This is a genomic window from Catellatospora sichuanensis (genome assembly GCF_007483665.1).
GTDB lineage: Bacteria > Actinomycetota > Actinomycetes > Mycobacteriales > Micromonosporaceae > Catellatospora > Catellatospora sichuanensis.
In genome coordinates this window covers 230,626-257,141 of record NZ_ML660187.1, presented here as the reverse complement: position 1 = coordinate 257,141, position 26,516 = coordinate 230,626, and the positions used below count along the sequence as shown (strand labels likewise).

Below are 26,516 nucleotides of genomic sequence, written 5' to 3'. Positions count from 1 at the left end.
CCTGGGCAGACGCCGCCCAGGCGGGATCGCCGCGACATAACAGGAATCGCCCGCAACCGGCCACCGGGTGCGGGCGTGACTTGTGGGTGACATGACAGCCATCAGCGGGGAGCCACGGATGTCACCACCCGTGTTCGACGAGTTCTATCTGGGCAGCAGGCAACGGCTGCTGCGCTGCGCGTACGCCGTCACCGGTGACCTGCAGGACGCGCAGGACGTGCTGCAGGAGGCCTATGCCCGGGCCTGGCAGAACTGGGGCAAGGTCGGTGCGTACGACGACCCCGAGGCCTGGGTGCGCACCGTGGCGTTCCGGATCGCGGTGAGCCGCTGGCGGCGTACCCGCAACATGTTCACCGCGCATCGCAGGCACGGCGCCGAAACGAGTGCGCAGCCGCCGGACGAGAACACCGTCGCCCTGGTGACCGCGCTGCGCGGCATCCCCGAGGCGCAGCGCACCGCGATCGTGCTGCACCACATCGCGGGCCGCTCCGTCGCCGAGATCGCGGCCGAGACGGGAGTCGCCGAGGGCACGGTCAAGGCACGTCTCTCCCGGGGGCGGCAGGCCCTCGCCCACCTGCTCCGCACCGAGACGACGGGGACCAGCTATGCGTGACGACATCTCCCAGCAGCTCGACGGGTTCGGAGCGGACATGCCGGCGATGATCTGGGCCTCGCCTGAAGAGATTCGGGGCCGGGGGGAGCGCCGCCGCCGCGTGCACGCGGCAGGAATGACCGCCGCCGCAGTGGTGGCCGCCGTCCTGGTCGCGGGCACCGCGTTGGCGCTCGGCACGAGGCCCGAGGATCCCGCGCCGCCCGCCACGACGCCAAGCCCGACAGTCTCCGCGGTGCCACGGATCAGCACGTCTCCCTCGGCCCGCGCACAGGGCCTGACCTCGCCGACAGCCGGTCCCTCGGCGACCGTGGGCGCACCGTTCGACACGGTGATCCCGGCGGGCGCCATGCTCCGGGCGTCCGACGTCAGCCCGGCGCACCGGGTGGACGAGGGCGAGTACCTGGGGGAGACCTACCAGTACGTCACCGGGTTGTGCCAGGACAAGGGCCAGTGGGACGGCAAGCCCTCCGCGCCGGACACCTCGCGGGTCCGGGAGTCGTTCCGGCAGCGGGTGCTGGCCGCGGGGCAGGGCCGGATGCACGTGCTACAGCGGACGTACGGCTACGGTTCGGCCCAGCTGGCCGGTGCCCGGGTCGCCCACGAACGCGCCGGGTTCGAGCACTGCGCCGTGGTGGATCACCGGGAGACCCACGCCGAGTTCGAGATCGTCCGCACCGGGTTCGCCGGTGACGAGTCGCTGCTCGTCCGGCTGAGCCCGGACGTGCTGCTGGTGCTGGTGCGCGTGGGTGCGGTGTACACGAACCTCAGCCTGATGTTCCCGGACACCCCTGGCGCCGCCGACGAGGCGCTCGCCGAAGATCTCGGGCGCAAGGCCGTGACACGGATCTGCGGGGCCACCACGGCCTGCTGAATCCGGCCCGTAGCAACACTGACAGGGAGTGACCATAGGTCACTCCCTGTCAGCTATTTGACCGTTCCTGGCTTTTCAATCTGGAGCAATTCGGACATAAGCCGTAATTCGTGCAAGGAATGGCATTTGCCGCCCTGGGTGATCGCTTCGGTCATCCGTGTCCGAGGAATGGCAGGCTCGTTGACCCTTGCGATGTCATAAATGCCCTATTTGTACGAGCCGAATCAGGTGACTACGGGCGCACGTCGACAGCCGGAGTGACCGTACTCCGGCGCGCTCATCGTGCACATAGGTCGCTACCCAAAGTAGCCGTGACATGGCAAGACACTGCATCTCCCCGTGGCAATTCCAGATCGAAAGGCACTGCGATTCACATGACTGCGACTTCGCTGGGCACGTGGACCAAGACGTCCGTGAAGGTCGGCGTCCTGTCCGCCGGCGTGCTGCTCGTCGGCGGTACGGGCGCGCACGCGGCCGACAACTGGAACACCTCCTTCAACAGCGGTATCGGCAGCGGCAACCAGATCAAGCTGCCGGTGCAGGCCCCGATCAACATCTGCGGGATCGCCATCGGCATCCTGGGCAACGCCAACGCCAGCTGCACCGGCGGCAGCGAGGCCAACTACGGCGAGGACGCCCTCGCCACCGACTGGAGCACCTTCGGCAACTCGGGCATCCTGAGCGGCAACCAGGTGCTGGCCCCGATCCAGGTTCCGATCAACGCCTGCGGCGTGGGTGTCGGGGTGCTCGGCAACGCCAACGCGTGGTGCGTCGGCGGCTCCGAGGCCAACCTGCCCGGCGCGGAGCCCGGTGACGTCGACGAGGACCCGTACCCGCAGCCCTACGGCGAGCCCAGCTGGCACCAGCACCAGGGCAAGAACAAGAAGAAGAAGGACTTCGTGTCCACGGCGGCCCCGATCGAGAGCACCGTGGCCGAGAGCTCCCCGCTGGACGTCATCACCGGCCTGCTGCCGATCAACGGGCTGACCAGTGGCCTGACCAGCGCGGTCGGCAACACCAGCGCCAGCGTCGGCATCGGCGCCAAGCAGCAGCAGCAGATGATGAACCAGCGCAAGAAGTGGCAGCACGCCGCGCCGAGCACCTGCGACCTGAACTGGAACACCTTCGGCAACTCGGGGATCCTGAGCGGCAACCAGGTGTTCGTGCCGGTGCAGGCGCCGATCGACGTGTCCGGCGTGGCCGTGGGCGCGCTGCTGGGCAACGCCAACGCCTCCAGCGTCGGCGGCTCCACCGCGAACTTCTGCTGAACAATCTTCCCCACCGAGAGGGCCGGCGCGGACGCGCGCCGGCCCTTTCCCATACCCCCCACGCCCTGCCCGCCCCACCCCCCACCTGCCGCAACTCTTGAAGAAGTCGCGGCATGAGGCCGCAGGTCCCCGAGAGTTGCGCCGGGGGTGGGGCGGGGTCGCACCTGGCGGGGGAGGCGGGGTGTCTCACCTGGTGGTAACTTAACTATCGTTCAGGTTGGGCTGGTGGGAGGAGAGGGTGCGACATGCACGAAGGGCTGGATGAGCTGAGGGAGCGCATCGGGGCCGGCGGGTCGCCCAAGTACCACCAGGCCAACGAGGCGAAGGGCAAGCTGTTCGCCCGGGAGCGCATCGCGCGGCTGGTGGACAAGGGGTCGTTCGTCGAGGACGGGATGTTCGCCAATGCGCTGGCGCACGGGCTGCCCGCCGACGGGGTGATCACGGGGCAGGCCACCATCGATGGCCGCGCCGTGTGCCTGATGGCCAACGACTCCACGGTCAAGGCCGGGAGTTGGGGTGCACGCACCGTCGAGAAGATCATCAGGATCATCGAGCGGGCGTACGGCCAGGGCGTGCCCATGGTCTACCTGGTCGACTCGGCCGGCGCGCGGATCACCGACCAGGTCGACCTGTTCCCCGGCCGCCGGGGCGCGGGAAACATCTTCTACCAGCAGGTGAAGTCCTCGGGCAGCATTCCGCAGGTGTGCGCCCTGTTCGGGCCGAGCGCCGCGGGCGGTGCCTACATCCCCGCCTTCTGCGACGTGGTCGCCATGGTCGACGGCAACGCCTCGATGTACCTGGGCTCCGACCGCATGGTCGAGATGGTCACCGGCGAGAAGACGACGCTGGAGGCGATGGGCGGCGCGAAGGTGCACACCGAGCAGTCCGGCGTCGGCCACTTCCTGTGCAAGGACGAGGACGAGGCGCTCGGTGTGGTCCGGCGCTACCTGTCCTTCCTGCCCTCGAACTGGACCGAGCAGCCGCCCGCGCTGGAGCCGATGCCCGCGCCGGAGACGGACCTGGCCGCGATCGTCCCCGAGAGCGAGCGCCGCGCGTTCGACATGCGCAAGCTGGTCAAGGGCCTGCTCGACGGCGGCGAGTACTTCGAGATCCAGGCGCGCTGGGCCAAGGAGCTGACGGTCGGCTTCGGCCGGCTGGACGGCCAGGTCGTAGGCGTCGTGGCGAACAACTCGTTGCACAAGGGTGGCGTTCTGTTCGTCGACTCGGCCGACAAGGCGAGCCGCTTCGTGCAGCTGTGCGACGCGTTCAACGTGCCGCTGCTGTTCCTGTGCGACGTGCCCGGCTTCATGGTCGGCAGCGTGGTCGAGCGGCAGGGCATCATCCGCCACGGCGCGAAGATGGTCACCGCGATCAGCGAGGCCACCGTGCCGAAGATCTGCGTGGTCGTACGCAAGGCGTACGGCGCCGGCCTCTACGCCATGGCCGGACCCGGCTTCATGCCCGAGGCGACCATCGCGCTGCCCACCGCCAAGATCGCGGTCATGGGCGCCGAGGCCGCGGTGAACGCCGTCTACGCCAACAAGATCGCCGCGATCGAGGACGAGGCCGAGCGGGAGGCGTTCATCGCCGCCAAGCGCGCCGAGTACGAGACCGACATCGACCTGGTCCGGCTCGCCAGCGAGCTGGTCATCGACACGATCGTGGAGCCCGATCGGCTCCGCGACGAGCTCATCCAGCGGTACCGCGCCGCACACGGCAAGGACCGTCACTTCTCACGCCGCCGACACGGCGTGACTCCCGTTTGAGAGAGGCCGTGATGACCGACTTCGGGCTGTCCGAGGAGCACCGCGAGCTGCGCGACACCGTACGGCGCTTCGCCCAGGACAAGGTGGCGCCGGTGATCGGCGACCTGTACGAGCGGCACGAGTTCCCGTATGACCTGGTCCGCCAGATGGGCGAGATGGGGCTGTTCGGGCTGCCCTTTCCCAGCGAGCTCGGCGGCATGGACGGCGACTACCTCGCCCTGTGCATCGTGCTGGAGGAGCTGGCCCGGGTCGACTCGTCGCTGTCCATCACGCTGGAGGCGGCGATCTCGCTCGGCGCGATGCCGATCTACCGGTTCGGCTCCGAGGAGCAGAAGCAGCGCTGGCTGCCCGCCCTGATCCGGGGCGAGGCGCTGGCCGGGTTCGGTCTCACCGAACCGGGCGCGGGCTCCGACGCGGGCGGCACACGTACCACGGCGCGGCTGTCCGAGGACGGCACCGAGTGGATCATCAATGGCAGCAAGGCCTTCATCACCAACTCCGGCACCACGATGACCAGCCTGGTCACCGTCACCGCCCGGACCGGCGAGAACGAGATCTCCTCGATCATCGTGCCGTCGGGCACGCCCGGCTTCACGGTCGCGCCCGGCTACTCCAAGGTCGGCTGGTGCGCCTCGGACACCCACGAGCTCACCTTCGTCGACTGCCGGGTGCCGGTGGAGAACCTGCTCGGCGAGCGGGGCCGCGGCTTCGCACAGTTCCTGCAGATCCTCGACGAGGGCCGGATCGCCATCGCCGCGCTGTCCACGGGCCTGGCCCAGGGCTGCGTCGACGAGTCGCTGAAGTACGCCTCCCAGCGTGAGGCGTTCGGGCACACCATCGGGTCGTACCAGGCCATCCAGTTCATGATCGCGGACATGGAGACGCGCGCCCACACCGCGCGGCTGGCCTGGCGTGACGCGGCCCAGCGGCTGGTCGCGGGCGAGGAGTTCAAGCGCCAGGCGGCCATCGCGAAGCTGCACGCCAGCACGGTCGCGGTGGACAACGCCCGGGACGCCACGCAGATCCACGGCGGCTACGGCTTCATGAACGAGTTCCCGGTCGCCCGCATGTGGCGCGACAGCAAGATCCTGGAGATCGGCGAAGGCACCTCCGAGATCCAGCGCATGATCATCGCCCGCGACCTCGGCCTCCGCTGACCCGCTGACCCCGACGTCCTCGCCGCACCTCTTAAAGAGTCGCGCCCACCCGGCCATCCGGAAGGCGCGACTCTTTGAGAGTTGCGCGGGGGCCCGCGCGGTGGGGTCAGGGGGTGGGGAGGAGGTGGGCGGCTTGGGTGAAGACGTCGATGATGGCGCGGTCGCGGGTGGGGGTGCCCTCCCAGCCGTGGTCGAACACGACCGCGACGTGGTCGCCCCGGCGGATCACCGCGATCAGGTACCGCGCCTCGCGGGGCGTGGCCTCCTGCGGTTGCAGGTAGCGGCGGTGCAGGACCAGCCGCAGCGACTCGTCGCCCAGTTTCGGCGCGCTGACCACGGAGTATTCGTAGCGGGCACCGTCCCGGGTGTACGCCCCGCAGCGGTTCACCGCCGCGCGCAGGTCGGCCAGGTAGCCCCGGGCTCCGGTGCCCGCGTAGCGGGTGACCGTGTGGTCGTACACCGCCGTCGAGGTCTCGCCCGGTGTGCTGCTGCTGTTCCACAGCCGGTGGCCGCCGCGGCGGTCGGCGACCAGCGCCTCGCTGGGCAGCGTCCCCGACGCGCAGACCTGCGGTAGGTGGTCCTCGGCAGGCCAATCCTCCTCGCCGGGCCGGGCGGGTCGGACGCGGTAGCAGAGGTCCGCCTGTTCCGCGCCGAACGTGCCCGGCAGGAACGCCGCGTCGGCGATGGCGCCCGGGTACGTGTCAAGGCAGCGGTCTTCGGTCGACGGTTCGGGTGACGGCTGCGGGGTCGGCGTACTGCTCGGCGGCGCGGACACCCGCGGTGTGCCGCTCGGCGGCGCGGACGCCGAAGGGGCCCCCGGCCGATCGCAGCCCACGGCGAAAGCCGCGGCCAGCATGACAGCCAGCGGCAGCGTGGCCGACCTGCGCCAAGCGATGTTCGGTGCGGTCATGAGCGCTCCCTCCGCCGTCGGCCGCGGCCCGGCCGAGGTCCTCCATCGGTACCGGACTGCCCCGTGGCGGCCCGGTAACTGAAGACACTCGATGTGTCGCGGTCCGGTTGCGCCTTGTCGGCAGCCGGACAGCACGGGAGCGCAGAACGCCCTCTCCGCTCTCCACCGATTGGTGGGAGTGACACGAACAGCTCACCGGAACGGTTGCGGTGTGACACCGGTCATGTGCCGTGAGTGCGCCAAAAAGTAGACGCTCGACTCCCACGTTCGGCTTCGGGTGCGTAGTCTTTGCGGCCATGGCCCCAGGTCACCCGGTTCCCGCAGAGGCCGCCGACGCATCGGCGGCCTCCTTCAGCGCGCTCCTCCGCGCGCACCGGGACGCCACACGGCTGACCCAGTCGGAACTCGCCGCGCGGGCGGGGCTCGGGGTGCGCACGGTCCGGGACCTGGAGCACGGACGAGCGGCCCGACCGCAGCGCAGCACGGTGGAGCTGCTCGTCGGAGCGCTGTCGCTGACCGGTGACGCGGCCGCGGAGTTCCACCTCGCCGCCCGCGGCCAGGCGCCCCAGCCGTCCGCGCCCATCCGGCCCGCGTTCACCCTGCCCGCCCCGCCGGAGCTGTACGGCCGCGCCGAGGAGTCCGCGGCTCTGATCGCCCATCTCGCCGGCCGGCCCGGGCTCACCACGCTGGTGGGCCTGGCCGGGGTGGGCAAGAGCGCGCTCGCGCTGAGCGTGGCGCATCAGGCACAGCCGCAGTTCCCGACGGGCGTGCACGCGATCAGCGTCGCGGCCGGGGACACCGTCACGGACATCCGCGAGGTGGTCTGCGCGGTGCTGGAGGTGAGCCGCCCGGCCGATCTGCCCACCCGGCTCGAGCAGCCGGTGCTGCTCATGGTGGACGCGGTGGACCGCTCGCCGGACGCCTTCCGGACGGTGCTGGCCGAACTGGTGGCTGTCGCGCCGGCGTTGCGCGTGCTGGCCTCGGCACGGGCCCCGCTGGGCCCCGCGGGCGAGCACGTGTGGCCGCTGGGACCGCTGGCGCTGCCCCCGGCCGGGACGCGCTCGCTGGGCGAGGCCGAGCGGCATCCGGCGAGCGCGCTGTTTCTGGCCCGGTGGCGGCAGGTGCGCCGGTCGTCGGCCGATGTCGAGGTGGAGGCACTGGTCACGCTCGTACGCCGGCTGGGCGGACTGCCGCTGGCCATCGAGCTGGCCGCAGCCCGGGGCCGGGTGCTCGATCCGGCGGAGATGCTGGCCCGGTACGGCAACCGGCTGCTGGAGCTGGGCAGCGCCGACGTCGCGGCCTCGCCGCCGGTGGTGACCCTGCGCGATGTGGTGACGGCCAGTTACCGCCTGCTGGAGCCCGCGCAGCGGGAGGCGCTGCGACGGCTGGCCGTGTTCGGCTACCGCTGGTCGGTCGAGCTGGCCGAGGACCTGCTTGGCCCGCAGGTCGACGTGGTGCCGGTGCTGGAGCGGCTGGTGGAACTGGGCCTGGTGCAGGTGCGCGGCTCCGGCGCGTTCCGCTTCGTGCTGCTGGACGTGGTGAAGGAGTACGCCACCGAGCAGGCTGAGGTGGCCGGTGAGCTGGCCGAGGCACGCCGGCAGCACGGCGTGGTCTTCGCCCGGTTCGCGGCCCGCACCGCCCCGACGATGGTGGGGTCCACGCTGGCCGCGGCGGTGGCCCGGCTCGACGACGTGGCCAGCGACCTGTGGGCGGCGCTGGCCCACGCCGCCGAGCACGACCCGCACACCGCGCTGTGCCTGGCGTCGAAGCTGCCCCGCTGGTGGCGTTTCCGCGGCCGGGACCAGCAGGGCAGGCAGTGGTTGCTGCGGCTGCTCGACGACCCGCGCACCGCCGACGCCGACCCGATCGTGCGCGCCTGGGCGAACCTGGGCGTGGTGCAGCTCGCGGCCGAGCACGGCGCAGGCCGGGCGGAACTCGCCCGGGGTGAGGCCGCGCTGGCGGCGTTCCTCCTGGTGGGCGACGTGACCGGGGAGCTCGCGGCGCGTGCCGTGCTGCAGGTCGTGCACCAGAGCGCGGGGGAGTACGACGACGCCCGTCGCCACGGTGAAGCGACCTTGGCGCTGGCCACCCGCACCGGCCGGGTCGACGACATGGCCGTGGCCCAGCACAACCTGATCTGGCACGACCTGCGCGAGGCCGACCTCGCCGCGGCCCAGCGGCGGCTGGCCGCGGTGGACCGGCTGTCGGCGCGGTCCGGCGAGCACAAGCTGCGCGCGCTGGCGCGGGCCAACCTGGCCGAGGTGCTGCGCTTGGACGGCCGCTACGACGAGGCGGTGCGGGTGGGGCTGCAGGCCGCGGAGATGCTGGCCGAGGTCGGCAATCCGGGCGAGCGCCGGCGGCTGGTGGGTGTGGTGGGTCTGGCGTACGCGCAGGGCGGTCGGCTGGAGGAGGCGGAGAAGACGCTGTCCGACATCCGTGCGGTGCTGCTGGAGGAGCCCGGCCCGGGGGTGGACGTGCCCGGTGCGACCGAGCCCGAGGAGGACTGGCACTGCGCGATGATCGAGGCGACGGTGGCCTGGCAGCGGGGTCATCGCACGCTGGCGGCCTCCTGGTTCGCGGCTGCGGCGCGGCTGACCAGCGGCCTCAACGACCGGCGGGACATGATGGAGGCACTCGTGGGGCTGGCGGCGACCAGCGACGAGCCGGCGGAGGTGGTGACCCGGCTCTACGAGCTGCGGGACAGCACGGGCATCTCGCTGACGCCGCACGCGCTGGGACTGCTCAGCAACCTCTGAAAGCCGGTGTGGGCGGGCCACGCGGATCCCGCTACGCGGATTCAACCGGTGTCATCCTGCGCTGTGCTCCGGATGACGCCGAGCGGCCGCTTCGAGGCGCTGGGTTCGGCGCGGGCGGCCCCCCGACGGATGATGTCCCTCCGCGGCCCGCCGTGGCAAACCGCGCCCCCCGCCGTCTCCGCCCGCGCCGATGCAGCCCCCGTGAGAAGGCCGGCCTGGCCGTCCTCCCACAGGGCCATGACGCTAGCAGCCCGGTTCACCCGATTCGGGGCTTTAACCGTCCTTTCTGGCCAGAGCTCGGCACTTCTGCCGCCGGTTCTGCCGCAGCGGCAGCTGAACGCCGCCTCCCAGGGTCGTCACCGGTCATGGACGCCCGCGGTCGCCTCCGGGCGGACCGCGTCTCGCACCACGCGCAGGCCGACGAGCAGGCCCTGCAGTTGGCGCTGGGTAAGTGGGCCGATGAGCCATTCGTCAATCAGTTCCAAGTGGCCGGGGACGGTCTCCTGCAGGCGGGCCAGGCCTTTGCTGGTGAGTGCGGCGTACGAGCTGCGCCGGTCGATGTCGCAGGGCACCCGGCAGACCAGGGCCTCCCGCTCGAGCCTGTCGATCATGCGGGTCACCCCGCTCGTGCTCATGGAGGTCTGTCGGGAAAGGTCGGTCATGCGCAGCCGTCGTGCAGGCGAGCGGGCCAGCCGCAGCAGCACTTCGAACTCGACAGGTGCCAGGCCGTGCGCGGCGAGATGCTCCGCGCAGAGGGTGTTGAGGCTGGTGTACGCCTCTGTCAAAAGGCCCATGGCGGTGAGCCTCGAATCCTCGAGTAGCTCCATTTGCGCATCGTATATGGAGAGATAGCACATTTGTTGCCCTTCGTTTCCCGCAGAGTGGGACGACGGGTGTGCCAATCGGGACGACCACCCGATACGACTGTCGCCCGCGAACCGTACTCTGAGGGTTCGTTTGGTGACCGTGCGTCGGGGAGGGCTCATGGGCAAGGACGTTTCGCTGCAGACGTTCAGCCGCCAGGAACGGGAGCACTACCGCCAGAAGGTCAGGCGCTGCCTGGACGTGTTCGCGTTGATGCTCAACGACTTCAGCTTCGATGCCGACCACCCGACCACCGGGCTGGAGATCGAGCTGAACCTGGTCGACGCCGAGCACCTGCCGACGATGGTGAACGAGGAGGTCCTGCGCGACCTGGCCGATCCCCAGTTCCAGACCGAACTCGGACGGTTCAATCTGGAGCTGAACGTTCCGCCGCGACTCATCTCGGGTGACGGGCTGGTCCAGTACGAGCAGCAGATCATCGAGAGCCTGCGCCGCGCGGACGCACACGCCCGCAAGCACGACGCGGCGCTGCTCACCATCGGCATCCTGCCGACGCTCACCACCGACCACACGGTCACCGAGAACCTCTCCGTCAACGGGCGCTACCGCTCGCTCAACGAGGAGATCCTGGCCGCCCGCGGCGAGCAGATCGGCGTCGACATCAGGGGAGCGGACCGGTTGCGCATCCGCACCGACTCCATCGCGCCCGAGGCCGCGTGCACCAGCCTGCAGTTCCACCTGCAGGTGTCGCCCGCGGAATTCGCCGCGTACTGGAACGCCTCGCAGGTCATCGCCGGGGTGCAGGTCGCGGTCGGCGCCAACTCGCCGTACCTGTTCGGCCACCAGTTGTGGTCGGAGACCCGGATCGCGCTGTTCGAGCAGGCCACCGACACCCGCCCCGACGAGTTGAAGGCCCAGGGCGTACGCCCCCGGGTCTGGTTCGGTGAGCGCTGGGTCACCTCGATCTTCGACCTGTTCGAGGAGAACGTCCGCTACTTCCCTCCGCTGCTGCCGATCGCCGAGGAGGAGGACCCGCTGACCGTGCTGCGCGACGGCGGGGTGCCCCGGCTGGGCGAGCTGCGGCTGCACAACGGCACCGTCTACCGCTGGAACCGGCCGGTCTACGACATCATGGGCGGCCGCCCGCACCTGCGGGTGGAGAACCGGGTGCTGCCTGCGGGGCCGACCGTGGTCGACATGCTGGCCAACGGGGCTCTCTACTTCGGTCTCGTACGCGCGCTGGTGGAGGAGGACCGTCCGCTCTGGACGCAGCTGCCCTTCAGCGTGGCGCAGGACAACTTCCACGCCGCCGCCCGCCGGGGCATCGTCGCGCCGGTCTGGTGGCCGCGGCTCGGCGAGATCCGGGTGACCGATCTGGTGCTGGAGATGCTGCTGCCGCGGGCCGCCGAAGGCCTCGACCGCTTCGGCGTCGACCCGGCGCACCGGGATCGCCTGCTCGGCATCATCGAGCAGCGCTGCGTCACCGGGCAGAACGGTTCCACCTGGCAGGTGGCCACGGTGCGTGCGCTGGAGGCGGCCGGCGCGACCCGGCCCGCGGCGTTGCGTGCCATGGTCGGCCGGTATGCCGAGCACCAGCGCACCAATGAACCGGTGCACACCTGGCCCGTGGGCTGACTCGGCCTGACAGCGGATGGTGTGACCGACGACCTCGGGGGAAGGTGCAGCCGTGACCGGTGACCGAAGTGACCTCAGGCCCTGGACGCTGCCGGTGACCCTGGCCGTGTTGCTGGCCGCAGTCGCCGCAGTGGCATTGCCGCCGTGGCTGCCCGGTCAGGCGCCGCGGCCGTCGTCGCAGGTCCTGCCGACGGCGACGGTACCGGTGCCCCGTCCTGCGTCGAGCAGCGCCGAGCCGGTGCCGAGCCGGTCACCCGCGGCTTCACCGAGCCCGGGGGCCGGTTCGCCGACTCCTGCGGGCGGGTCGTTCGTGCCGCGTACGTTCACCGTGGCCGGCAGCGGCGACGTGCTGCTGCACAGCGGACTCTGGCGGCAGGCGCAGCGGGACGCGGGCGGCCGCGGCTACGACTTCGCGCCGCTGCTCAAGGGCGTGCGCCCGGTGATCGAGTCAGCCGACCTGGCCATCTGCCACCTGGAGACTCCGCTGGGCGGCCCGCAGGGCCCGTTCACCGGATACCCGATCTTCAAGGTGCCGCCGCAGATCGTGCCCGCCCTGCAGCAGACCGGCTACGACGCCTGCTCCACCGCGTCCAACCACTCCCTGGACGGCGGCGAGGCGGGCGTGCGCCGCACCCTCGCCGCGCTGGATGCGGCCGGGATCGCCCACGCGGGCATGGCCCGCAGCCGCGCCGAGCAGGACAAGCCGACGATCGTCACGGTGCGCGGGGTCAAGGTGGCGCTGCTGTCGTACACCTTCTCCTTCAACGGGCTGACCCGGCCCAGGAGCAAGGAGTGGCTGGTCAACTCGCTCGACCCGGAGCACGTCCGGCAGGCGGCGGGCCGGGCTCGGCGGGCCGGGGCCGAGGTCGTCATCGTCTCGATCCACTGGGGCACCGAGTATCAGCAGCGCCCCAACGAGCAGCAGGTGTCGGTCGCCCGGCGGCTGCTGCGCGACGGCGCGGTGGACCTGATCCTGGGCCACCATGCGCACGTGGTGCAGCCGTTCGAGCGGATCGAGGGGCGCTGGGTCGCCTACGGCATGGGCAACCACGTCTCGAACCAGAACTTCTCGGACGTCACCCGGGACGGGGTGATCGGCCGGTTCACCTTCCTGGAGACGGCACCCGGCCGGTTCACGGTGTCGGCGGTCGCCGCGCTGCCGACGTACATGCAGCTCAACGATGCCCCGGTCAGGGTGCTGCTGGTGACGGCGTGCCCGGCGGCCCGCCGCGCGGCCTGCCGGGCCAGCGGCGAACGCTCTGCCCGGGTGCTGCGCTCACGCGGCGCGGGCAGCGTCGGCATGGTCGTGGTGCGCTGACGCGCGCCGCCTGAGCGGCCGTGCTGGCCGGTGGTCGCGTCGGTGCCGGTCACGCCGCCGGATGACCGGCTCGCGGCGCGAGATCAGGGCAGGTCAGCGCTTCTTGCGCGGCTGCCTGGGGCCCGGCGGGTCCGCGACGGGGGAGACCCCGCCCGCGGTGGTGCCTGACGCGGCCGCGTCAGGCGCGTCCGCCGCCTTCTCGGTGGCGGTGGTGTCCGGGGCCGCCTTGACGACCGTGGCCCTGCCGGTGGCGGTTCTGCCGGTGGCGGCCTTGTCGGACGCGGTCTTGTCGGAAGTGTCCTTGACCGGGGTGTCCTTGGCGGGGGTGTCCTTGGCCGAGCCGGACTTGCCCGGGGTGGTCTGCGCGGGCACGGCCGGAGCCGGTGCGGCGTCGGAGCCGGTGTACTGCGGCGGGACCGGCGCGGTCGATGCGGTGACGCGCCGCGGGCGGCGTGGGCTGCAGAGCACCAGTGCCAGCACCGAGCCGATGAGACCGGTGACCACGGCGTATGGCGCCACCAGGTGCGCCGAGAGCTGCTCCGGCTCCGGCAGCGCGCCGGTCAGCTTCGGCGCGGCCAGCAGGTACGCCACGGCGACCAGGGCCGGGCCGGCGGCGCCGGAGAGCGCCACCCCCGCCTGGCCGTCGCGGCGGCGCGCGGCGGGCAGCGCGGCTAGGAAGCCGATGACCACGGCGGCGACACCGGCGATGGCCGCGCCGGGCAGGTAGACGCTGCGGAACCAGGGCCCGGCGGCGGTGACCGGCCAGGCGCCGAGCTGTGCCACGACGGGGTCGCGGCCCGCCGCGATGCCGTCGGCCGCCGCGGTGACCGCGAGCAGCCACAGCCAGCCGCCGGTGGCCAGCACGTTGGCGGCGATCGAGCGGGCGACCAGGGCGGCCACGGAGATGAACAGGCCGAGCAGCACCCCGGCGATGGCGTATCCGCCGACGATCAGATGCGGCGCGAAGGTGTCGGCCCGCTCGGCCACCCGGGCGGGCACCGCGGTCAGCGCGACGACCACCAGGCCGCCCAACGCGGCGGCGATCGACAGCGCGGCCCGGCGCAGCACGCGGACCGCTGTCGACGACTGGACAGTCGGTTGGCCGACGCGATCGGCCACTACGGCACCGAGCACCACCGACAGGGCCGAAATCCACACCGTCCAGGCCAGACTCGCCAGCCACGCGGCTTCATCGCCGCCGTGCACGGTGGGCACCCAGGAGAAGACGCCCAGGCCGTATCCGACGCCCAACTGTGCTGCTCCCGCAGCGGCGGCAACGCCCGCCGCGACCGCGACCGAGCTCAGTCCCAGCCGCGTACCCGGGCCCTGAAGTGACATGACGCGAGCGTATAGCAATGCGAGGGGGGTTCGTGTGAACGGTTTACTCTCGTTGCGGCGTAGCGTTCGCCGGGCGTACCCGAAAGAGGAGACCATCATGACCGACCCGTGGGCACAGACGGCGCCGTTGACGCCGCAGCGACCACGCGGGTTCAGCCCCGGCACCGTCGCCGTGCTGGCGACGGCCACCGTGCTGCTGGCCGTCGCAGGACTCGCGATCGGATGGTTCGCGGCCGGTGACGGCGACCCGAAAGTCCAGACGAGCGCCAGCCCGAGCGCTGTGATCTCGCCGACGGCTGACGCGTCCCCGAGCGAGCTGCCCTCACCGACGCCGACGGTCGAGCCGAGCGCCGCATCGCCCGCGCCGGACGGCCCGCGCATGCCCAACGTGGCCGGCAAGGACTTCCAGTCCATCCGCCGCCAAATCATGGCCGACTTCAAGGTGACCGTCACGGTCCAGTTCGACCAGGATGGCGAGGCGGGCCACATCGTGAAGACCGAGCCCGCGGCGGACCTCCCGGTACGTCCGGGCACGAGCGTGAAGCTCTACGTGGCGGGTCCGATCGTCGACGTCGACGTGCCCACGCTGGTCGGCACGTCCTGCGAGGAGGCGAAGAAGGCCTTGGTCGCCGCGGGTCTGCGGGTCGGGCCGTACCCGGCGGAGAAGGTCGGCATGGTCACCGCGGCCACCGCCGAGGCCGGTACGAAGCTCAGGTGGAACACCGAGGTCTCGCTCACCTGCGAGACCGCCGCGCCTCCTTCCCCGGCGGCGGGCTGACGACGGTGGTGGCGTGCTGCGGTGCGCCACGTGTCCAGGTAATGCTTAACCGGCCCGGCGACGTGGTAGGACCTCAGCATGTCCGATGAGCAGCGGCACGACGACAGCGATCCGGCGGCGGGCGGGAGCGGCCCCGGGTCGTCCCCCGACGAGACCGCCCCCATGCCTGCTCACCGGCGGGACGAGCAACCCAGCCCCGGCGACGAACCGACGACCGTCCTGCCCGCGGGCGGGTCCGCCGGCGACGAGGCCACGACCGTCCTGCCCGCGGGCGGACGCGCCGGCGACGAGGCCACGACCGTGCTGCCGACGGGCGGGCACACCGGCGACGACGCGACGACCGTGCTGCCGGCGGGCGGGCCCAGGGCCGTGCCACCGGGCGGCGAGCCGACCTCGGTGCTGCCTCCTGCCGGTGGTCGCCCCACCCCGCCGGACGAGCGCACCTCGGTGATGCCGGCCCAGGACGTCTGGACCGGTCGCGCGGGGGTGCCCGCCCGGGAGCCCGCGCCGATGCGCGACGCCACCCCGCCACGCGGCATCGAGTACGGCGAGGGACAACGCACCTGGCGGGCCCCGCTCGTCATCATCGGGATCGCACTGCTGCTGCTCGCGCTGTTCGGGGTGGCTGCCTGGCTCGCGCTGCGGGGCAGCGGGCCGACACCGTCGCCGAGTGCCTCGCCGACCCCGGCGCGGACCACGGCCGCGCCCAGCAGTGCCGCGCCGAGCCCGTCGGCATCCGTGTCGCCGTCACCGGTGCCGTCGACGGTGCGGGTGCCGTCGAACCTGGTGGGCCTGTCGGAGCAGGAGGCCATCGCCGCGCTGAATGCGCTGGGTCTGAACCCGCGGATCACCCTGCGCGTCACCGGTGACGCCGCTCCGGGCACCGTGGTGGAGGTGCAACCGGAGGGCGGCTCGGTGCTGGAGGTCGGGGAGACGGTGACCATCGTGGTGGCCTCGGCACCACCCAGCCCGTCCCCCGAGCCGAGCCCCAGCCCGGAGGAGAGCCCCAGCCCGGACGGCGATTGACGTCCGCCGCAGGCACGAGAACGCGCCCAGGTCGCAGTCGCGGCATGGGCGCGTTCCTGTCCGGCAGGCGGCACGTCACCACTGGCGGCGCCGGTGGGTGACGATGACGATCCCGCCCAGCGCGAGACCGATGCCGATCATGCCGGTGGAGATGAGCGAACGTGCCATCAGCTCGGGTGGCACGGAGTGGGCACTGACTGCGGCGGGCAACGGTGCCTGCCGCGCGATGGATGCGTCCGCAACCGTTGCGGCCCGCACCTCGGTCGCCCCGGCGGTGGCCGGCACCGGCGTGAAGAACGCCGCTGCCAGCGCCGCACCGCACAGTGCGGCGAGCCGGTGGGGCCGATGTGGAATGGTCGCCCTGGGCTCGCGTCCAGAAGCGATCGTTCGGATGTCCATGGCGCCGTCCCCCGGGTGAGCGGGTGCCGTGCCACGCGAGGGCAGACGGTAGGAACTCGTCGCGGCAGCCTGCGGACTGCAGTCGGCCGGGCGAGTCGCCACCGTCGTTCAACTAGGGTTATTCGAGCGTAGATCCGGTATGGGCAGGCCGGAGGCCGATCGCGAGAAATCCTCAGCGAGCGCCCGCGGTCGCGGGGCGCAGGTGCGGGGTGCGGCTCAGTGCGGGGCGCTGGCCGACGCGGCTGGGCACCGTGCGGGCGCGGGCCGAGGCGCTGTTGTCGGGCACTATGCGCAGGCCGGCACGCTGTACGAAGATCGAGCGGCGCTCCACGGCGTCACCGGCGGCGTTGAGCTGGTAGCCGTCGAGCCACACCCAGCCCTCGTAGGTCGGCCAGTCGTGCACGCGGATCACCCGGAACATCATCGGGCGCAGGAACTGGACGCTGGCTTCGCGAGTGACGTGGAGGATGTCGCCGGCTTGGGGAGTCACCTTTTCTCCTTGCTCTCTCGTACCGGTGCGAATGGACAACACGTAATCGGGAGTCGCTCGTTGAACGCTAGAGGTGAAGCTCCGCCCACCGTGCGTGATCATGAAAACGGAAGATCAGCACAGCGGGGGCCATAACAGACACTGTGCCGGAAGACTTTGCTTAATGCAAGTTGCAAAGTGCGTATGCGCACTGGTGTCCTTCGTCCGGTATGTGACAAGCTGGTGTCGGTCTCCCCGGTGATGTCGTGTCGCACCCTCTGTGCGTTCGGCCGGTTGAAGATTCGCCGATCGTCGGAGCAGACTCGCAACACGACATATGCAAGTTCCATCGGGCGGGGGCATCGACTTTCGTGCCTCCGCCGACGTGCGTCGCGGAGGTGCGCCGTGACAACCCGACAGAGCCCGACAGTGCGCCGACGAAGACTCGGTGCCGAACTGCGCAAGCGGCGCGAACATGCCGGCATCACGCTGGAGTTCGTGGCCGAGAGGATGGAGTGCTCACAGTCCAAGATCTCGCGGATCGAGACCGGGCACAGCTCGGTGACCAGTCGCGACGTCCGAGAGATGTTGACGATCTACAACACGCCGGCCGGTGAGGTCGACGTGCTGGTGGAGATCGCCAAGGAGGCCCGGCAGAAGGGCTGGTGGCATCCCTACAGCAGCGTGCTCGTGGGCGCTTATGTCGGGCTGGAGGCTGCGGCCAGCTCCATCCGCGCGTACGAACAGCAGGTTGTCCCCGGCCTGCTGCAATCAGCCGAGTATGCCGAGGCGATGATTCGCGGCGCCTGGCCGGACTGGGACGAAGAAGCGATCATGAATCGTGTCCGTGTCCGGATGGGCCGCCAATCGTTGCTCACGCGACAAGACGATGCGATCAGGTTTCAGGTGGTGCTCGATGAGTCGGTGGTGAGCCGGCCCGTGGGCGGCGACAAGGTCATGCGAGACCAGCTTCGGCTACTGGCCGAAGCAGCCTCGTGGCCTAACGTGACCTTGCAAGTGTTGCCGTTCGAGGCAGGTCCACACGCCGGTATGGACGGTACTTTCGCCATCCTGGAGTTTCCCGAACCAGGTGACTCAGATGTCGTTTACGCGGAGAATGCGACCGGGGGACTTTTCCTGGAAAAAAACGATGAGCTGGGGAAGTACACCAAGATCTTCGAGAACATCCGGAGGGCTGCGTTGAGCCCCGAGGAGTCCGCCGAGCTGATCGCACAACTGGCGGAGGAGCCACTATGGAAGTCGAGACCAAGGGGTTTCGAGTCGATCTGAGTGAAGCACGTTGGTACAAGAGCACGCGGAGTGGGCCGAACTGCGACAACTGCGTTGAAGTCGCGTTTGTTGGTGGTGCGATCGCGCTTCGCGACTCCAAGAATCCCGCCGGACCGGCATTGATCTTCACGCCGGACGAGTGGGACGCCTTTGTGGAGGGTGCCAAGGACGGGGAGTTCGATCTCTAGGACGAACCCGCGCCCGGGTTACAGCTCTGGATCACGCTTGCGGGGGACCCCCTTCGCGCCACCCTCAAGGGCGCAGAAGGGGGTCTTTCGTCGTACCCGGCCGACTACAGCAGGACGCGGTGCAGGTTGGCGCGGCGCCGCTCGATCATCGTCTCCCGGGCGTGCTGCAGCCACTCCCGGCGCGTGCCGGGTTCCGGCGGGTAGTCCAGCCCGAACTTGAACCAGGCGGGCGGCTGCGCCATCCGGGCGTACCGGTCGATCAGGTCGTCGAGCACCCGGGTCAGTTCCACCCGCGCGTTGCGCCCGGCCTCCAGCGTGGCGCGATGCGCCGTGAGGTAGTCGGCCCGCCGGTTGGCGACGGCACGCAGCCGGCCCCGGATCTCCTCGATGCGTCCCCGCTGGATCGCGGTCAGCACGGCGGCGGCCCGGTCCTCGCGCAGGTGCCGGGCGAGCGCGGACCGGTGGCGGGGCCGCAGCCATGACGACGGCTGGGCGAGCGCGGTGATGGTCGCGTGGATGCGCGTCTGGACCTTCTGCTCGGCCTCGTACGCCTCCTGGCAGCGCTGCTCGGCGAGCGCGACCTGGCGCGGATCCGGCCCGGGAGGCGCGGCCGCGGCGACGCGCTCGGCCTCCTCGACCAGGCGCCACAGCCAGCGCTCGTCGTCGCCGATCTCGTCCAGCGGGTCGAGCGGGGCGACGTCGTCGTAGGGTTCCCGGGCCGCCGGGACCACCGCCTGGTAGTGGGCGCGCGCGGAGTCGGCGCCCTCCTGGCCGCAGTGCGGACAGGGCAGCTGCCGGACGAGCCGGCTGATCTCGCCGATCAGCTGCGCCGGCGTGACCTGAGATGGCAATGGTGTGGACGCCGGTTCAGCGACCATGGTGGTTCCCCCGCACGTGATGCACAACTGGTTTGCTTGCGCATAGTCACGCAAGCAACACGTGCAGTGACGATCGCGGGTAGACCGTCGCCTGCATTCCGTTGCGGTCGTTGTATCAGACGGCGCCCCACCACACCGCGAAACTCGCCGACCGGGTAGGACGAAGATGACGATGCCTGAACACGTGCCCAGCCAGAACGCCAGCCCCGCTCCGCGCGAGCGCAACCTGCGCGACTCCGAACGGGTCCAGTTGCCGGGAGACACCCTGCTGGAGCCGGGCCCCGGGCCGCTGCAGGCGCTCGGCCTGGACAGGTTCGGCGAGCAGTCGTTCGCTCCGTCGAGCTGGCTGGACATGCCCGCCGAGTCCACCCTCGTCGACCACCCGCTGCTGCGCGGCCTGCTCCTGGAGCTCCCGCCCCGCAACGCACCGCCCACCGAGGAGTGGTTCGACCGCTGGTTCGACGCCACCCGCTCCGTCCTGGGCCTCATCTACCTGCGCAGGTAACCTCCCCACCGGCCTCCCCGCCGGCCCACGCCGTCCACCCGGGTCGCAACTCTTAAAAGGTCGCGGCATCCGTCTCCCCTGGAAGCCGCGACTCTTTAAGAGTTGCGACCCGGATGACGGCGGGTGGGTGGGGTGGGTCAGACCGCGAAGGTTGAGGGGGAGTTCGTGGCGGGGGTGACCGGGGTGGCGCGCCAGAGGCGGGTCTTCTGGGCGGTGAGGCGGGCCAGGTACTTCGGGTTGAGGATCAGGTAGCGACGCCACAGGCGCTTGGGCTCCAGTCCCAGGCGCCACAGCCACTCCAGGGCGTTCCGCTGCATCCACGCGGGCGGCTTGCGCAGCCCGCCGGCGTGGTAGTCGAACGCCGCCCCGACCGCCAGCAGCGGCATCGCCAGGTACGGCCGCATCGCGTAGGCGAACTTCTCCTGCCGCGGGCAGCCGAGGCCGACCAGCACGATCCGGGCGCCCGAGCCGGTGATGCGCGCCGCGATCTGCTCGGGCTCGCCGGGCTCCACACCGCGGAACTTCGACGGCTCGCTCCCGGCGATCTTCAGCGCCGGGAATTTCGCGATCAGCGCCGGGATCAGCAGGTCCAGCACAGGCTGGGTCGAGCCGTAGAGGTACACCGGCAGGCCCTGTTCGGCGGCCCGGCCGAGCACCCGCAGGGTGAGCTCCGGTCCGTACACCCGGTCGCGCAGCCCGGCGCCGTGCAGCAGGTTGAGCGCCCAGCGCACCGGCTGGCCGTCCGGGGTGATCAGGTCGAAGCTGTTGAGCTGCGCGCCGAGCGTGCCGTCGGCGACGCCCTCCATCACCCCGTGCACCGCGAGCGCGGTGACCGCGAACGGCCGCCCGTCCGCCGCGGCGCGGATGATGCGCTCGGTGGCGTCGTCGTAGTCCGTGGCGTCGACGAGGACGCCGAGCACGTTGCGCTTGCTGCCGCTGTTAAGCGTCGTCGTCATGACGTTCCTCGGGGTGTGCGCGCCGATCGGGGGGACTACATCCACTTGTCGGCGTTGGCCTCGTAGATCTCGTTGAGGATAGCGGGCACGTCGTACGTCATCCGCCAGTCCGGGTAGTGCGCCTGGAACTTGGCCATGTCGCTGACGTACCACTGGTGGTCGCCCATGCGGGCCTGCTCCACGTAGTTGACCTTCGCTTCCCTGCCCGCGATCTTCTCGGCGATGGCGAAGGCCTCGAGGTGCGAGGTGTTGGAGAAGCGGCCGCCGCCCAGGTTGTAGACCTCGCCGGAACGCGGGTTGCGGAAGAAGGCCTCGAACGCGGTGAGCACGTCGTGCGAGTGGATGGCGTCGCGGACCATCTTGCCCTTGTAGCCGAACAGGTTGTAGGTGCGGCCCTCCATCACGCAGCGCATCAGGTACGCCAGGAAGCCGTGCAGCTCGGCGGCCGAGTGGGCCGGGCCGGTCAGCGTGCCGCCGCGGAAGGACGCCGTCTTCATGCCGAAGTAGCGGCCGTACTCCTGCACCGCCACGTCCGCGGCGACCTTGGACACGCCGAAGATCGAGTGCATGCTGTTGTCGATCGTCATGTCTTCGGTGATGCCGCCCGCGAACTGGTGGTTCGGGTCGATCTCGTACCGGGTCTCCTGCTCGACCAGCGGGAGGCGGTTCGGGGTGTCGCCGTAGACCTTGTTCGTCGAGCAGAAGATGAACGCGGCGTCGGGGCAGTGCTGGCGGGTGTACTCCAGCACGTTCAGCGTGCCGACGGCGTTGACGTCGAAGTCGGTGAACGGCTCCTTGGCCGCCCAGTCGTGGCTGGGCTGGGCCGCGGTGTGGATCACCAGCGAGATGTCCTTGCCGTACCGCTCGAAGATCTTGTTGAGCACGTCACGGTCGCGGATGTCGACGTCGTAGTGGGTGTACGAGTCGCCGAGCTTGCTGGTGAGGTTCACCAGGCTCCAGGCCGTCGAGCCGTCCTCGCCGAAGAAGTACTTGCGCATGTCGTTGTCGAGGCCGACGACGTGCATGCCCAGGCCGGCGAAGTGGCGGGCTGCCTCGGAACCGATCAGACCGGCCGAACCGGTCACCAACGCAACGCTCACCAGACACTCCCTGTAACCAATCGACGATCGCGACCAGCGGAGAGCTTACCCTGACCGGCCCTGGTCGGGGGCAGCCTGTCGGCCGGGTGGCCTTGCGTACACGGAGCGTGAAGATCTCGTTCCGCTGCCGGGTCCGGGACCCGCCGACCCGGAAACCGGGTCGGCGGCGGTCCGGCCGCGCCGCTACGATCCCACCGCTTTCACGTCTACCAACGGAGGTCGTGTGATCAAGTATTACGGGGGCAGGCGCCTGGCTGTGCTGGGCGGCGTGCTGGCGCTGGCGGCCGCGGGCGTGCTCGCGCCGAGCCGGCCGGCCGACGCGGCGACGATGACCTTCGTCACCGCGAGCACGTGGGCCCACACCGATTCGCGGGACAAGAACACCCCCTACATCGACGTCACCGCGTACGACATGCCCGTGGGCTCGTGGCGCGACGACGCCGGCAAGCACCACAAGTCTCGGGCGTACTTCACGTACGACCTGTCCGCCTACCGGGGCAAGACGATCTCCGCGGCGGCCTTCGCGGCCACGGAGACCGCGGCCAACGACTGCGACAAGCAGCGCAGCCTGGAACTGTGGCGGACCTCCCCGGTGAGTGGGAGCACCACCTGGGCCGCCCCGCCGCAGGAGCTGGCCAGGCTCGCCGGGTTCGACGGGCCTTCCTGCCCGCCCCGGTACCTTCGCGTGGACGTCCTCGACCTGGTGCGCGACTCGCTCGCCGCCGGGCAGACCTCGCTGACGCTCGCACTGCGTGTGCCGGAGGAGGTCGAGGGCAACCTGCACTACGGCCGCCGCGTGCGCAACACCGGCATCTCGATCACCGCCAACGCGGCACCGGGTGCCCCCACGCAGCTCACCGTCGCCAACCAGAGCTGCGGCGTGGAGCAGGCGCTCTTCATCCCCACCGCCACCCCCACGATCACCGCGTGGGCCACCGACCCCGACGTCGCGCCGGGCAACACCATCGGCGACCCGATCATGCCGACGTTCGCGGTGTGGCCCGCCGACGAGCCCGAGAAGCGCGTCGAGTGGACGACCTACCGCAGCTACGCGCCGCGGTGGGTGTCCGGGACGGTCCCGAGCGGCGTGCTGGAGCAGGGCCGCACCTACGTTGCCGCGGTGCGCGCCGCGGACGACGACGTGGCCGGGCCGTGGAGCGCCGAATGCCGGTTCACCGTGGACCGGGAGCGGCCGTCCCAGCCGCCGCTGGTCAGCTCCGTCGACTACCCCAACGACGGGCAGTGGACGCATGGCGGCCCCGGCCTCGCGGGCGACTTCACGTTCAGCGCCAACGGAGTGGCCGACGTGGCCGGCTACCGGTACGGCATCGGCGGCGCCTACCAGTACGTCGCCGCGCCGAGCCTCGGCGCCGCGGTCACCGTGCCGATCACCCCGACCCGGGACGGATACCAGACGCTGTACGTGTACAGCGTCGACCGGGCGGGCAACTCCTCCAGCCAGGTCTCGTACAACTTCATCGTGCGCCGGACCGCGCCGATGATCGAGGACGCCGATCCTGAGGCCTGGGCAGGCGACCCGCACCACCTGACCTTCCGGCCGAACATGGACGACGTCGTGTCGTACACCTACCGGCTCGACGACGGCCCGGACCAGACGGTCGCCGCGGCCGCGGACGGCACCGCCCAGGTCGTCGTCACCCCGTCGGTCCAGGGCTCGACGGTCTACGTGCGCAGCACGACGGCGACCGGCCTGCTCTCGGGGGAGAACTGGAGGCAGCTCTCGGTCTGGACCGCGCCGGAGATCATCTCTACCGACTTCCCGATGGACGGCACGCAGGGTCTTCCGGTCGGCACGAAGGGCCACTTCACCTTCAAGCCCCGGATGCACGGCGTCGTGGAGTACACGTACCAGTTCAACCGGTACCAGGAGGACGAGCAGCCCGCGCAGACCGTGGCGGCCGGCCCGGACGGCTCCGTCACCCTCCCGTTCACCGCGACGCGGGCGGGCTACAACACGCTCGATGTCAGCAGCCGCACCGCCGACGGGTTCACCTCGGAGGAGTCGGGCGTCGCCTTCTACCCGGCGTCGATCGCGCCGGGCGTGGAGTCGGCCGTCTACCCGAACGGCATCCGGGGCGGCGGTATCGGGATGCCCGGGACGTTCGTGTTCACCCCGGCCGTGCCGGAGGTGGTCGAGTACGTCTACCGGTTCGATGACGGACCGGAGCAGGTGATCGCCGCGGCGCCGGACGGCACCGCGTCGGTGGAGTGGACCCCTCGTGTCTACAACAGCACCTACGGTGGCTGGTACAGCCTCCTGGTGCAGTCGCGTAGCGCCGACGGCCTGCTCTCGGACCCGGCCTACCACTCCATCGCGGTGAACGGCCTCGAGCCGCTGATCTCGGCGACGGACGGCGTGGTCGGGCAGCCGCAGGAGATCACCTTCACGGCGCAGCTCGCCGGCACCACCGAGTTCGAATACCGGATCGGGTACGAGGGCGAGATCCAGCGTGTCGCCGCCGGACCCGACGGCAAGGCGACCGTGACGTTCACCCCCGAGCAGCAGGAGTACTGGCTGCAGATCGAGGTGCGCAGCTTCACCGCGGACGGACTCGTCTCCGGCTACACCTGGCACAGCATTCAGGTGACGGCTCCGTAGCACCGACCTGGCGCCTGGTGGTCCGCGATCGCGGACCACCAGGCGCCAGGCTCGCTACCCGGCTAGAAGATCTTGATCCAGGGGCGGTCGGCAGCGTTACCGGTGCCCGGACTCAGCCACTTCCGGCCATTGTCGTCGTATCCAAACAGGGTGCCGTCAGGCAGCCGGGTCAGGATGCCCAGCCCGGGCAGGCCTGGCACCTGGGTGAAGACGCCGTCCTGCAGCCGCCACACCCCCGACGGGTTGCCGGCGAGCAGGATGCCGCCGCCCAGCGCCACGACCTGGTGCGGCTGGGTCTCCGCGGGCAGGTCGGCCTGGCGCTGCCAGGCCCCGCCGACCAGCCGCCAGAGCTGCTGCGTGTTGCCCGTGAGCCAGACCTCGGCGCCGTCGGGCGACAGCACCAGCCCGAAGGCGGTCGCCTGTGCCGGTGCGGGCAGTTGCCGCCAGCTGCGCAAACCGTCCTCGCTCAGCTGGATCCGCGGCGCGCCCTCGTGCTCGGGTGAGGTGAGCAGCCAGAACCGTCCGTCCAGCCCGCGGTGCAGCGACGACGCGCGGTTCGGGTTGCCGCCGAGCTGGGGCTGCGGCACCACCGGGCCGGATCCGATCTTGTAGAGCTGTACGCGCTCGCACTCGGGGGCGGACGCGCCGTCCTCGAAGGTCACCGCGCCGGGGCAGGCCAGCCCATAGCCCTCGTGTCCGTGGGCGCGGGCGTCGGCCAGCACCGCCTCCTGCGGCGGAGCGGAGAGCGGGTGCGTCGTGAAGGTCGCCCCGCCGTCCCGCGTCAGCAGGAACTTTTCCTTGATCAGGTGCAGCGCGATGGTCTGCCCGTCGAGGGCGTACAGGTTGATCACCTTGCCGTCCAGGGACGGCACGCCGGTGACCCGGTGCCAGGTGCGCCCGCCGTCCCCGGTGCGCGCCAGCACCGCGGTGCAGGTGTGGCCGGCTTGCACGCAGTCGTCCTGGTCGCAGGCCGGGGCGCGCGACGGGCAGCCCACCAGCAGCGCCCAGCCGTGCTCGGCGTCGGTGAACACCACGGTCGCCGGGAAGTCGGGCGCGACGCCCGGCACCTGCACCGCCCTGGTCTCCACAACGGGTGCGGGCGCGGCCGACGGGCTGCCCGAAGGGCTTGTCACGGCGGGCGTCGAGGGGGTGACCACGGGCGGGGTCTCGCCGCGGCCACCGAGGTTCAGCAGCGTCACCGGAGCGATGATCGCGGCCAGTGCGAGCGCGGCGAGCGCGCCGTGCCGGGTGCGCCGTCGGCGGCGTACCGCCGAAGCGACGGCCTCGACCGGCACGGCCCGGAAGGTGCCCGCGGTGCGCGCGGCGAAGTCGGCGAAGGTCTGATCCATCGGCTCAGGCACGGCTGCTCTCCTCGCGAACGTCGCTGACATGGGCGGCCAGCGCGGCCCGGCCGCGCGACAGCCAGGACCGGACCGTCCCCTCGGCGACGCCCTGCTGCTCGGCGATCTCGGCGGTGGACAGCTGCCCGAGGTGGTGCAGCACGACCGCGAGCCGGTGCCTGGCGGGCAGCTTCGCCAGCGCCTCCACCAGCGCGACCCGGTCGGGTTCCGGCCCGGCCACGTGCTCCTCCCGCTGTCGGGACAGGTAGCGCAGCGCGGTGGCGCGCCGCCGCAACCGGCTGGTGGCCAGATTCCAGGCGACCCGGCGCACCCAGCCGGCCGGGTCGTCGTACGCGCTGATCCGGTGCCAGCGGTCGAACGCCCGGCAGAACGCCTCCTGCGCCAGGTCCTGCGCCTCGGCGTGATCGCCGAGGTAGGCGTAGAGCTGCGTGGCGAGGCGCTGGAAGTGGGTCGCGTAGAGCTCCGTGAACCCCGTCGGTGGTGACATGC

24 protein-coding genes are annotated in these 26,516 nt (G+C 71.1%); 14 read left to right on the top strand and 10 right to left on the bottom strand.

Annotated elements, in window-relative coordinates:
• Positions 1-118: 118 nt before the first annotated feature.
• The 5 genes from FLL47_RS08395 (at position 119) to FLL47_RS08375 (ending at position 5,675) form a co-directional block, all read left to right on the top strand.
• Positions 119-613, top strand: a complete 495-nt coding sequence (locus tag FLL47_RS08395; protein WP_144119869.1) for a SigE family RNA polymerase sigma factor — start codon at positions 119-121, stop codon at positions 611-613.
• Entirely contained in the window at positions 606-1,484 is an 879-nt protein-coding gene (locus tag FLL47_RS08390; RefSeq protein ID WP_144119868.1) for a hypothetical protein, read from the top strand. The genes FLL47_RS08395 and FLL47_RS08390 overlap by 8 nt, the downstream gene beginning before the upstream one ends.
• Before the next feature lie 374 nt (positions 1,485-1,858).
• Positions 1,859-2,752 carry a chaplin family protein gene (locus FLL47_RS08385; RefSeq protein WP_186315611.1) on the top strand — a complete coding sequence of 298 codons (894 nt, stop codon included), beginning with the start codon at positions 1,859-1,861 and terminating at the stop codon, positions 2,750-2,752.
• Between the two features lie 245 nt (positions 2,753-2,997).
• Positions 2,998-4,518, top strand: coding sequence for an acyl-CoA carboxylase subunit beta (locus FLL47_RS08380; protein ID WP_144119866.1), 1,521 nt, complete (start codon positions 2,998-3,000; stop codon positions 4,516-4,518).
• A gap of 11 nt (positions 4,519-4,529) precedes the next feature.
• Positions 4,530-5,675 (top strand): acyl-CoA dehydrogenase family protein, encoded by a 1,146-nt coding sequence (locus FLL47_RS08375; RefSeq protein WP_144119865.1) that lies wholly within the window; start codon positions 4,530-4,532, stop codon positions 5,673-5,675.
• Between the two features lie 106 nt (positions 5,676-5,781).
• Here FLL47_RS08375 and FLL47_RS08370 read toward each other — a convergent pair whose 3' ends face one another.
• Entirely contained in the window at positions 5,782-6,585 is an 804-nt protein-coding gene (locus tag FLL47_RS08370) for a hypothetical protein (RefSeq protein ID WP_144119864.1), read from the bottom strand.
• Between the two features lie 296 nt (positions 6,586-6,881).
• On the opposite strand from FLL47_RS08370, the gene FLL47_RS08365 reads away from it, so the two are divergent.
• Complete coding sequence (locus FLL47_RS08365) at positions 6,882-9,341, top strand: ATP-binding protein (protein ID WP_144119863.1); 2,460 nt, start codon at positions 6,882-6,884, stop codon at positions 9,339-9,341.
• A 356-nt stretch (positions 9,342-9,697) separates the two neighbouring features.
• Here the strand turns inward: FLL47_RS08365 and FLL47_RS08360 are convergent, their stop codons facing one another.
• Positions 9,698-10,168, bottom strand: coding sequence for a MarR family winged helix-turn-helix transcriptional regulator (locus FLL47_RS08360; RefSeq protein WP_144119862.1), 471 nt, complete (start codon positions 10,166-10,168; stop codon positions 9,698-9,700).
• Between the two features lie 157 nt (positions 10,169-10,325).
• Between FLL47_RS08360 and FLL47_RS08355 the strand changes: the two genes are divergently transcribed.
• Both FLL47_RS08355 and FLL47_RS08350 read left to right on the top strand, forming a co-directional pair.
• On the top strand, positions 10,326-11,801 hold the full coding sequence (locus tag FLL47_RS08355; protein WP_144119861.1) for a glutamate-cysteine ligase family protein: 1,476 nt from the start codon (positions 10,326-10,328) through the stop codon (positions 11,799-11,801).
• Positions 11,802-11,853: 52 nt separating this feature from the next.
• Positions 11,854-13,119 (top strand): CapA family protein, encoded by a 1,266-nt coding sequence (locus FLL47_RS08350; protein ID WP_246157661.1) that lies wholly within the window; start codon positions 11,854-11,856, stop codon positions 13,117-13,119.
• A gap of 93 nt (positions 13,120-13,212) precedes the next feature.
• Here the strand turns inward: FLL47_RS08350 and FLL47_RS08345 are convergent, their stop codons facing one another.
• Complete coding sequence (locus FLL47_RS08345) at positions 13,213-14,457, bottom strand: hypothetical protein (protein ID WP_144119860.1); 1,245 nt, start codon at positions 14,455-14,457, stop codon at positions 13,213-13,215.
• Between the two features lie 97 nt (positions 14,458-14,554).
• On the opposite strand from FLL47_RS08345, the gene FLL47_RS08340 reads away from it, so the two are divergent.
• Both FLL47_RS08340 and FLL47_RS08335 read left to right on the top strand, forming a co-directional pair.
• A complete protein-coding gene (locus FLL47_RS08340; protein ID WP_186315610.1) occupies positions 14,555-15,235 on the top strand; it encodes a PASTA domain-containing protein in 681 nt (226 codons plus the stop codon).
• Positions 15,236-15,313: 78 nt separating this feature from the next.
• Positions 15,314-16,261, top strand: coding sequence for a PASTA domain-containing protein (locus FLL47_RS08335; RefSeq protein ID WP_144119858.1), 948 nt, complete (start codon positions 15,314-15,316; stop codon positions 16,259-16,261).
• Between the two features lie 75 nt (positions 16,262-16,336).
• On the opposite strand, the gene FLL47_RS08330 is transcribed toward FLL47_RS08335, so the two are convergent.
• Positions 16,337-16,660 carry a hypothetical protein gene (locus FLL47_RS08330; RefSeq protein WP_144119857.1) on the bottom strand — a complete coding sequence of 108 codons (324 nt, stop codon included), beginning with the start codon at positions 16,658-16,660 and terminating at the stop codon, positions 16,337-16,339.
• 172 nt (positions 16,661-16,832) lie between these two features.
• Positions 16,833-17,150: a hypothetical protein gene (locus FLL47_RS08325; protein ID WP_144119856.1), complete on the bottom strand. Its 318-nt coding sequence runs from the start codon at positions 17,148-17,150 to the stop codon at positions 16,833-16,835.
• Positions 17,151-17,534: 384 nt separating this feature from the next.
• Between FLL47_RS08325 and FLL47_RS08320 the strand changes: the two genes are divergently transcribed.
• Together FLL47_RS08320 and FLL47_RS08315 are read left to right on the top strand one after the other, a co-directional pair.
• Complete coding sequence (locus tag FLL47_RS08320) at positions 17,535-18,419, top strand: helix-turn-helix domain-containing protein (protein ID WP_144119855.1); 885 nt, start codon at positions 17,535-17,537, stop codon at positions 18,417-18,419.
• Complete coding sequence (locus FLL47_RS08315; protein ID WP_144119854.1) at positions 18,383-18,607, top strand: DUF397 domain-containing protein; 225 nt, start codon at positions 18,383-18,385, stop codon at positions 18,605-18,607. Before FLL47_RS08320 ends, FLL47_RS08315 begins: the two co-directional genes overlap by 37 nt.
• A gap of 104 nt (positions 18,608-18,711) precedes the next feature.
• Here FLL47_RS08315 and FLL47_RS08310 read toward each other — a convergent pair whose 3' ends face one another.
• Entirely contained in the window at positions 18,712-19,485 is a 774-nt protein-coding gene (locus FLL47_RS08310; RefSeq protein WP_144119853.1) for a hypothetical protein, read from the bottom strand.
• Positions 19,486-19,651: 166 nt separating this feature from the next.
• On the opposite strand from FLL47_RS08310, the gene FLL47_RS08305 reads away from it, so the two are divergent.
• Complete coding sequence (locus FLL47_RS08305) at positions 19,652-19,990, top strand: hypothetical protein (protein WP_144119852.1); 339 nt, start codon at positions 19,652-19,654, stop codon at positions 19,988-19,990.
• A 137-nt stretch (positions 19,991-20,127) separates the two neighbouring features.
• On the opposite strand, the gene FLL47_RS08300 is transcribed toward FLL47_RS08305, so the two are convergent.
• Both FLL47_RS08300 and FLL47_RS08295 read right to left on the bottom strand, forming a co-directional pair.
• Positions 20,128-20,946, bottom strand: a complete 819-nt coding sequence (locus FLL47_RS08300; RefSeq protein ID WP_144119851.1) for a WecB/TagA/CpsF family glycosyltransferase — start codon at positions 20,944-20,946, stop codon at positions 20,128-20,130.
• A 35-nt stretch (positions 20,947-20,981) separates the two neighbouring features.
• Positions 20,982-22,046, bottom strand: a complete 1,065-nt coding sequence (locus FLL47_RS08295) for an NAD-dependent epimerase/dehydratase family protein (protein ID WP_144119850.1) — start codon at positions 22,044-22,046, stop codon at positions 20,982-20,984.
• A 223-nt stretch (positions 22,047-22,269) separates the two neighbouring features.
• On the opposite strand from FLL47_RS08295, the gene FLL47_RS08290 reads away from it, so the two are divergent.
• Positions 22,270-24,666, top strand: a complete 2,397-nt coding sequence (locus FLL47_RS08290) for a hypothetical protein (RefSeq protein WP_144119849.1) — start codon at positions 22,270-22,272, stop codon at positions 24,664-24,666.
• A 62-nt stretch (positions 24,667-24,728) separates the two neighbouring features.
• Here the strand turns inward: FLL47_RS08290 and FLL47_RS08285 are convergent, their stop codons facing one another.
• Positions 24,729-26,027: a beta propeller repeat protein gene (locus tag FLL47_RS08285; RefSeq protein WP_144119848.1), complete on the bottom strand. Its 1,299-nt coding sequence runs from the start codon at positions 26,025-26,027 to the stop codon at positions 24,729-24,731.
• Positions 26,020-26,514, bottom strand: a complete 495-nt coding sequence (locus FLL47_RS08280) for a SigE family RNA polymerase sigma factor (protein WP_144119847.1) — start codon at positions 26,512-26,514, stop codon at positions 26,020-26,022. The genes FLL47_RS08285 and FLL47_RS08280 overlap by 8 nt, the downstream gene beginning before the upstream one ends.
• Positions 26,515-26,516: the final 2 nt, after the last annotated feature.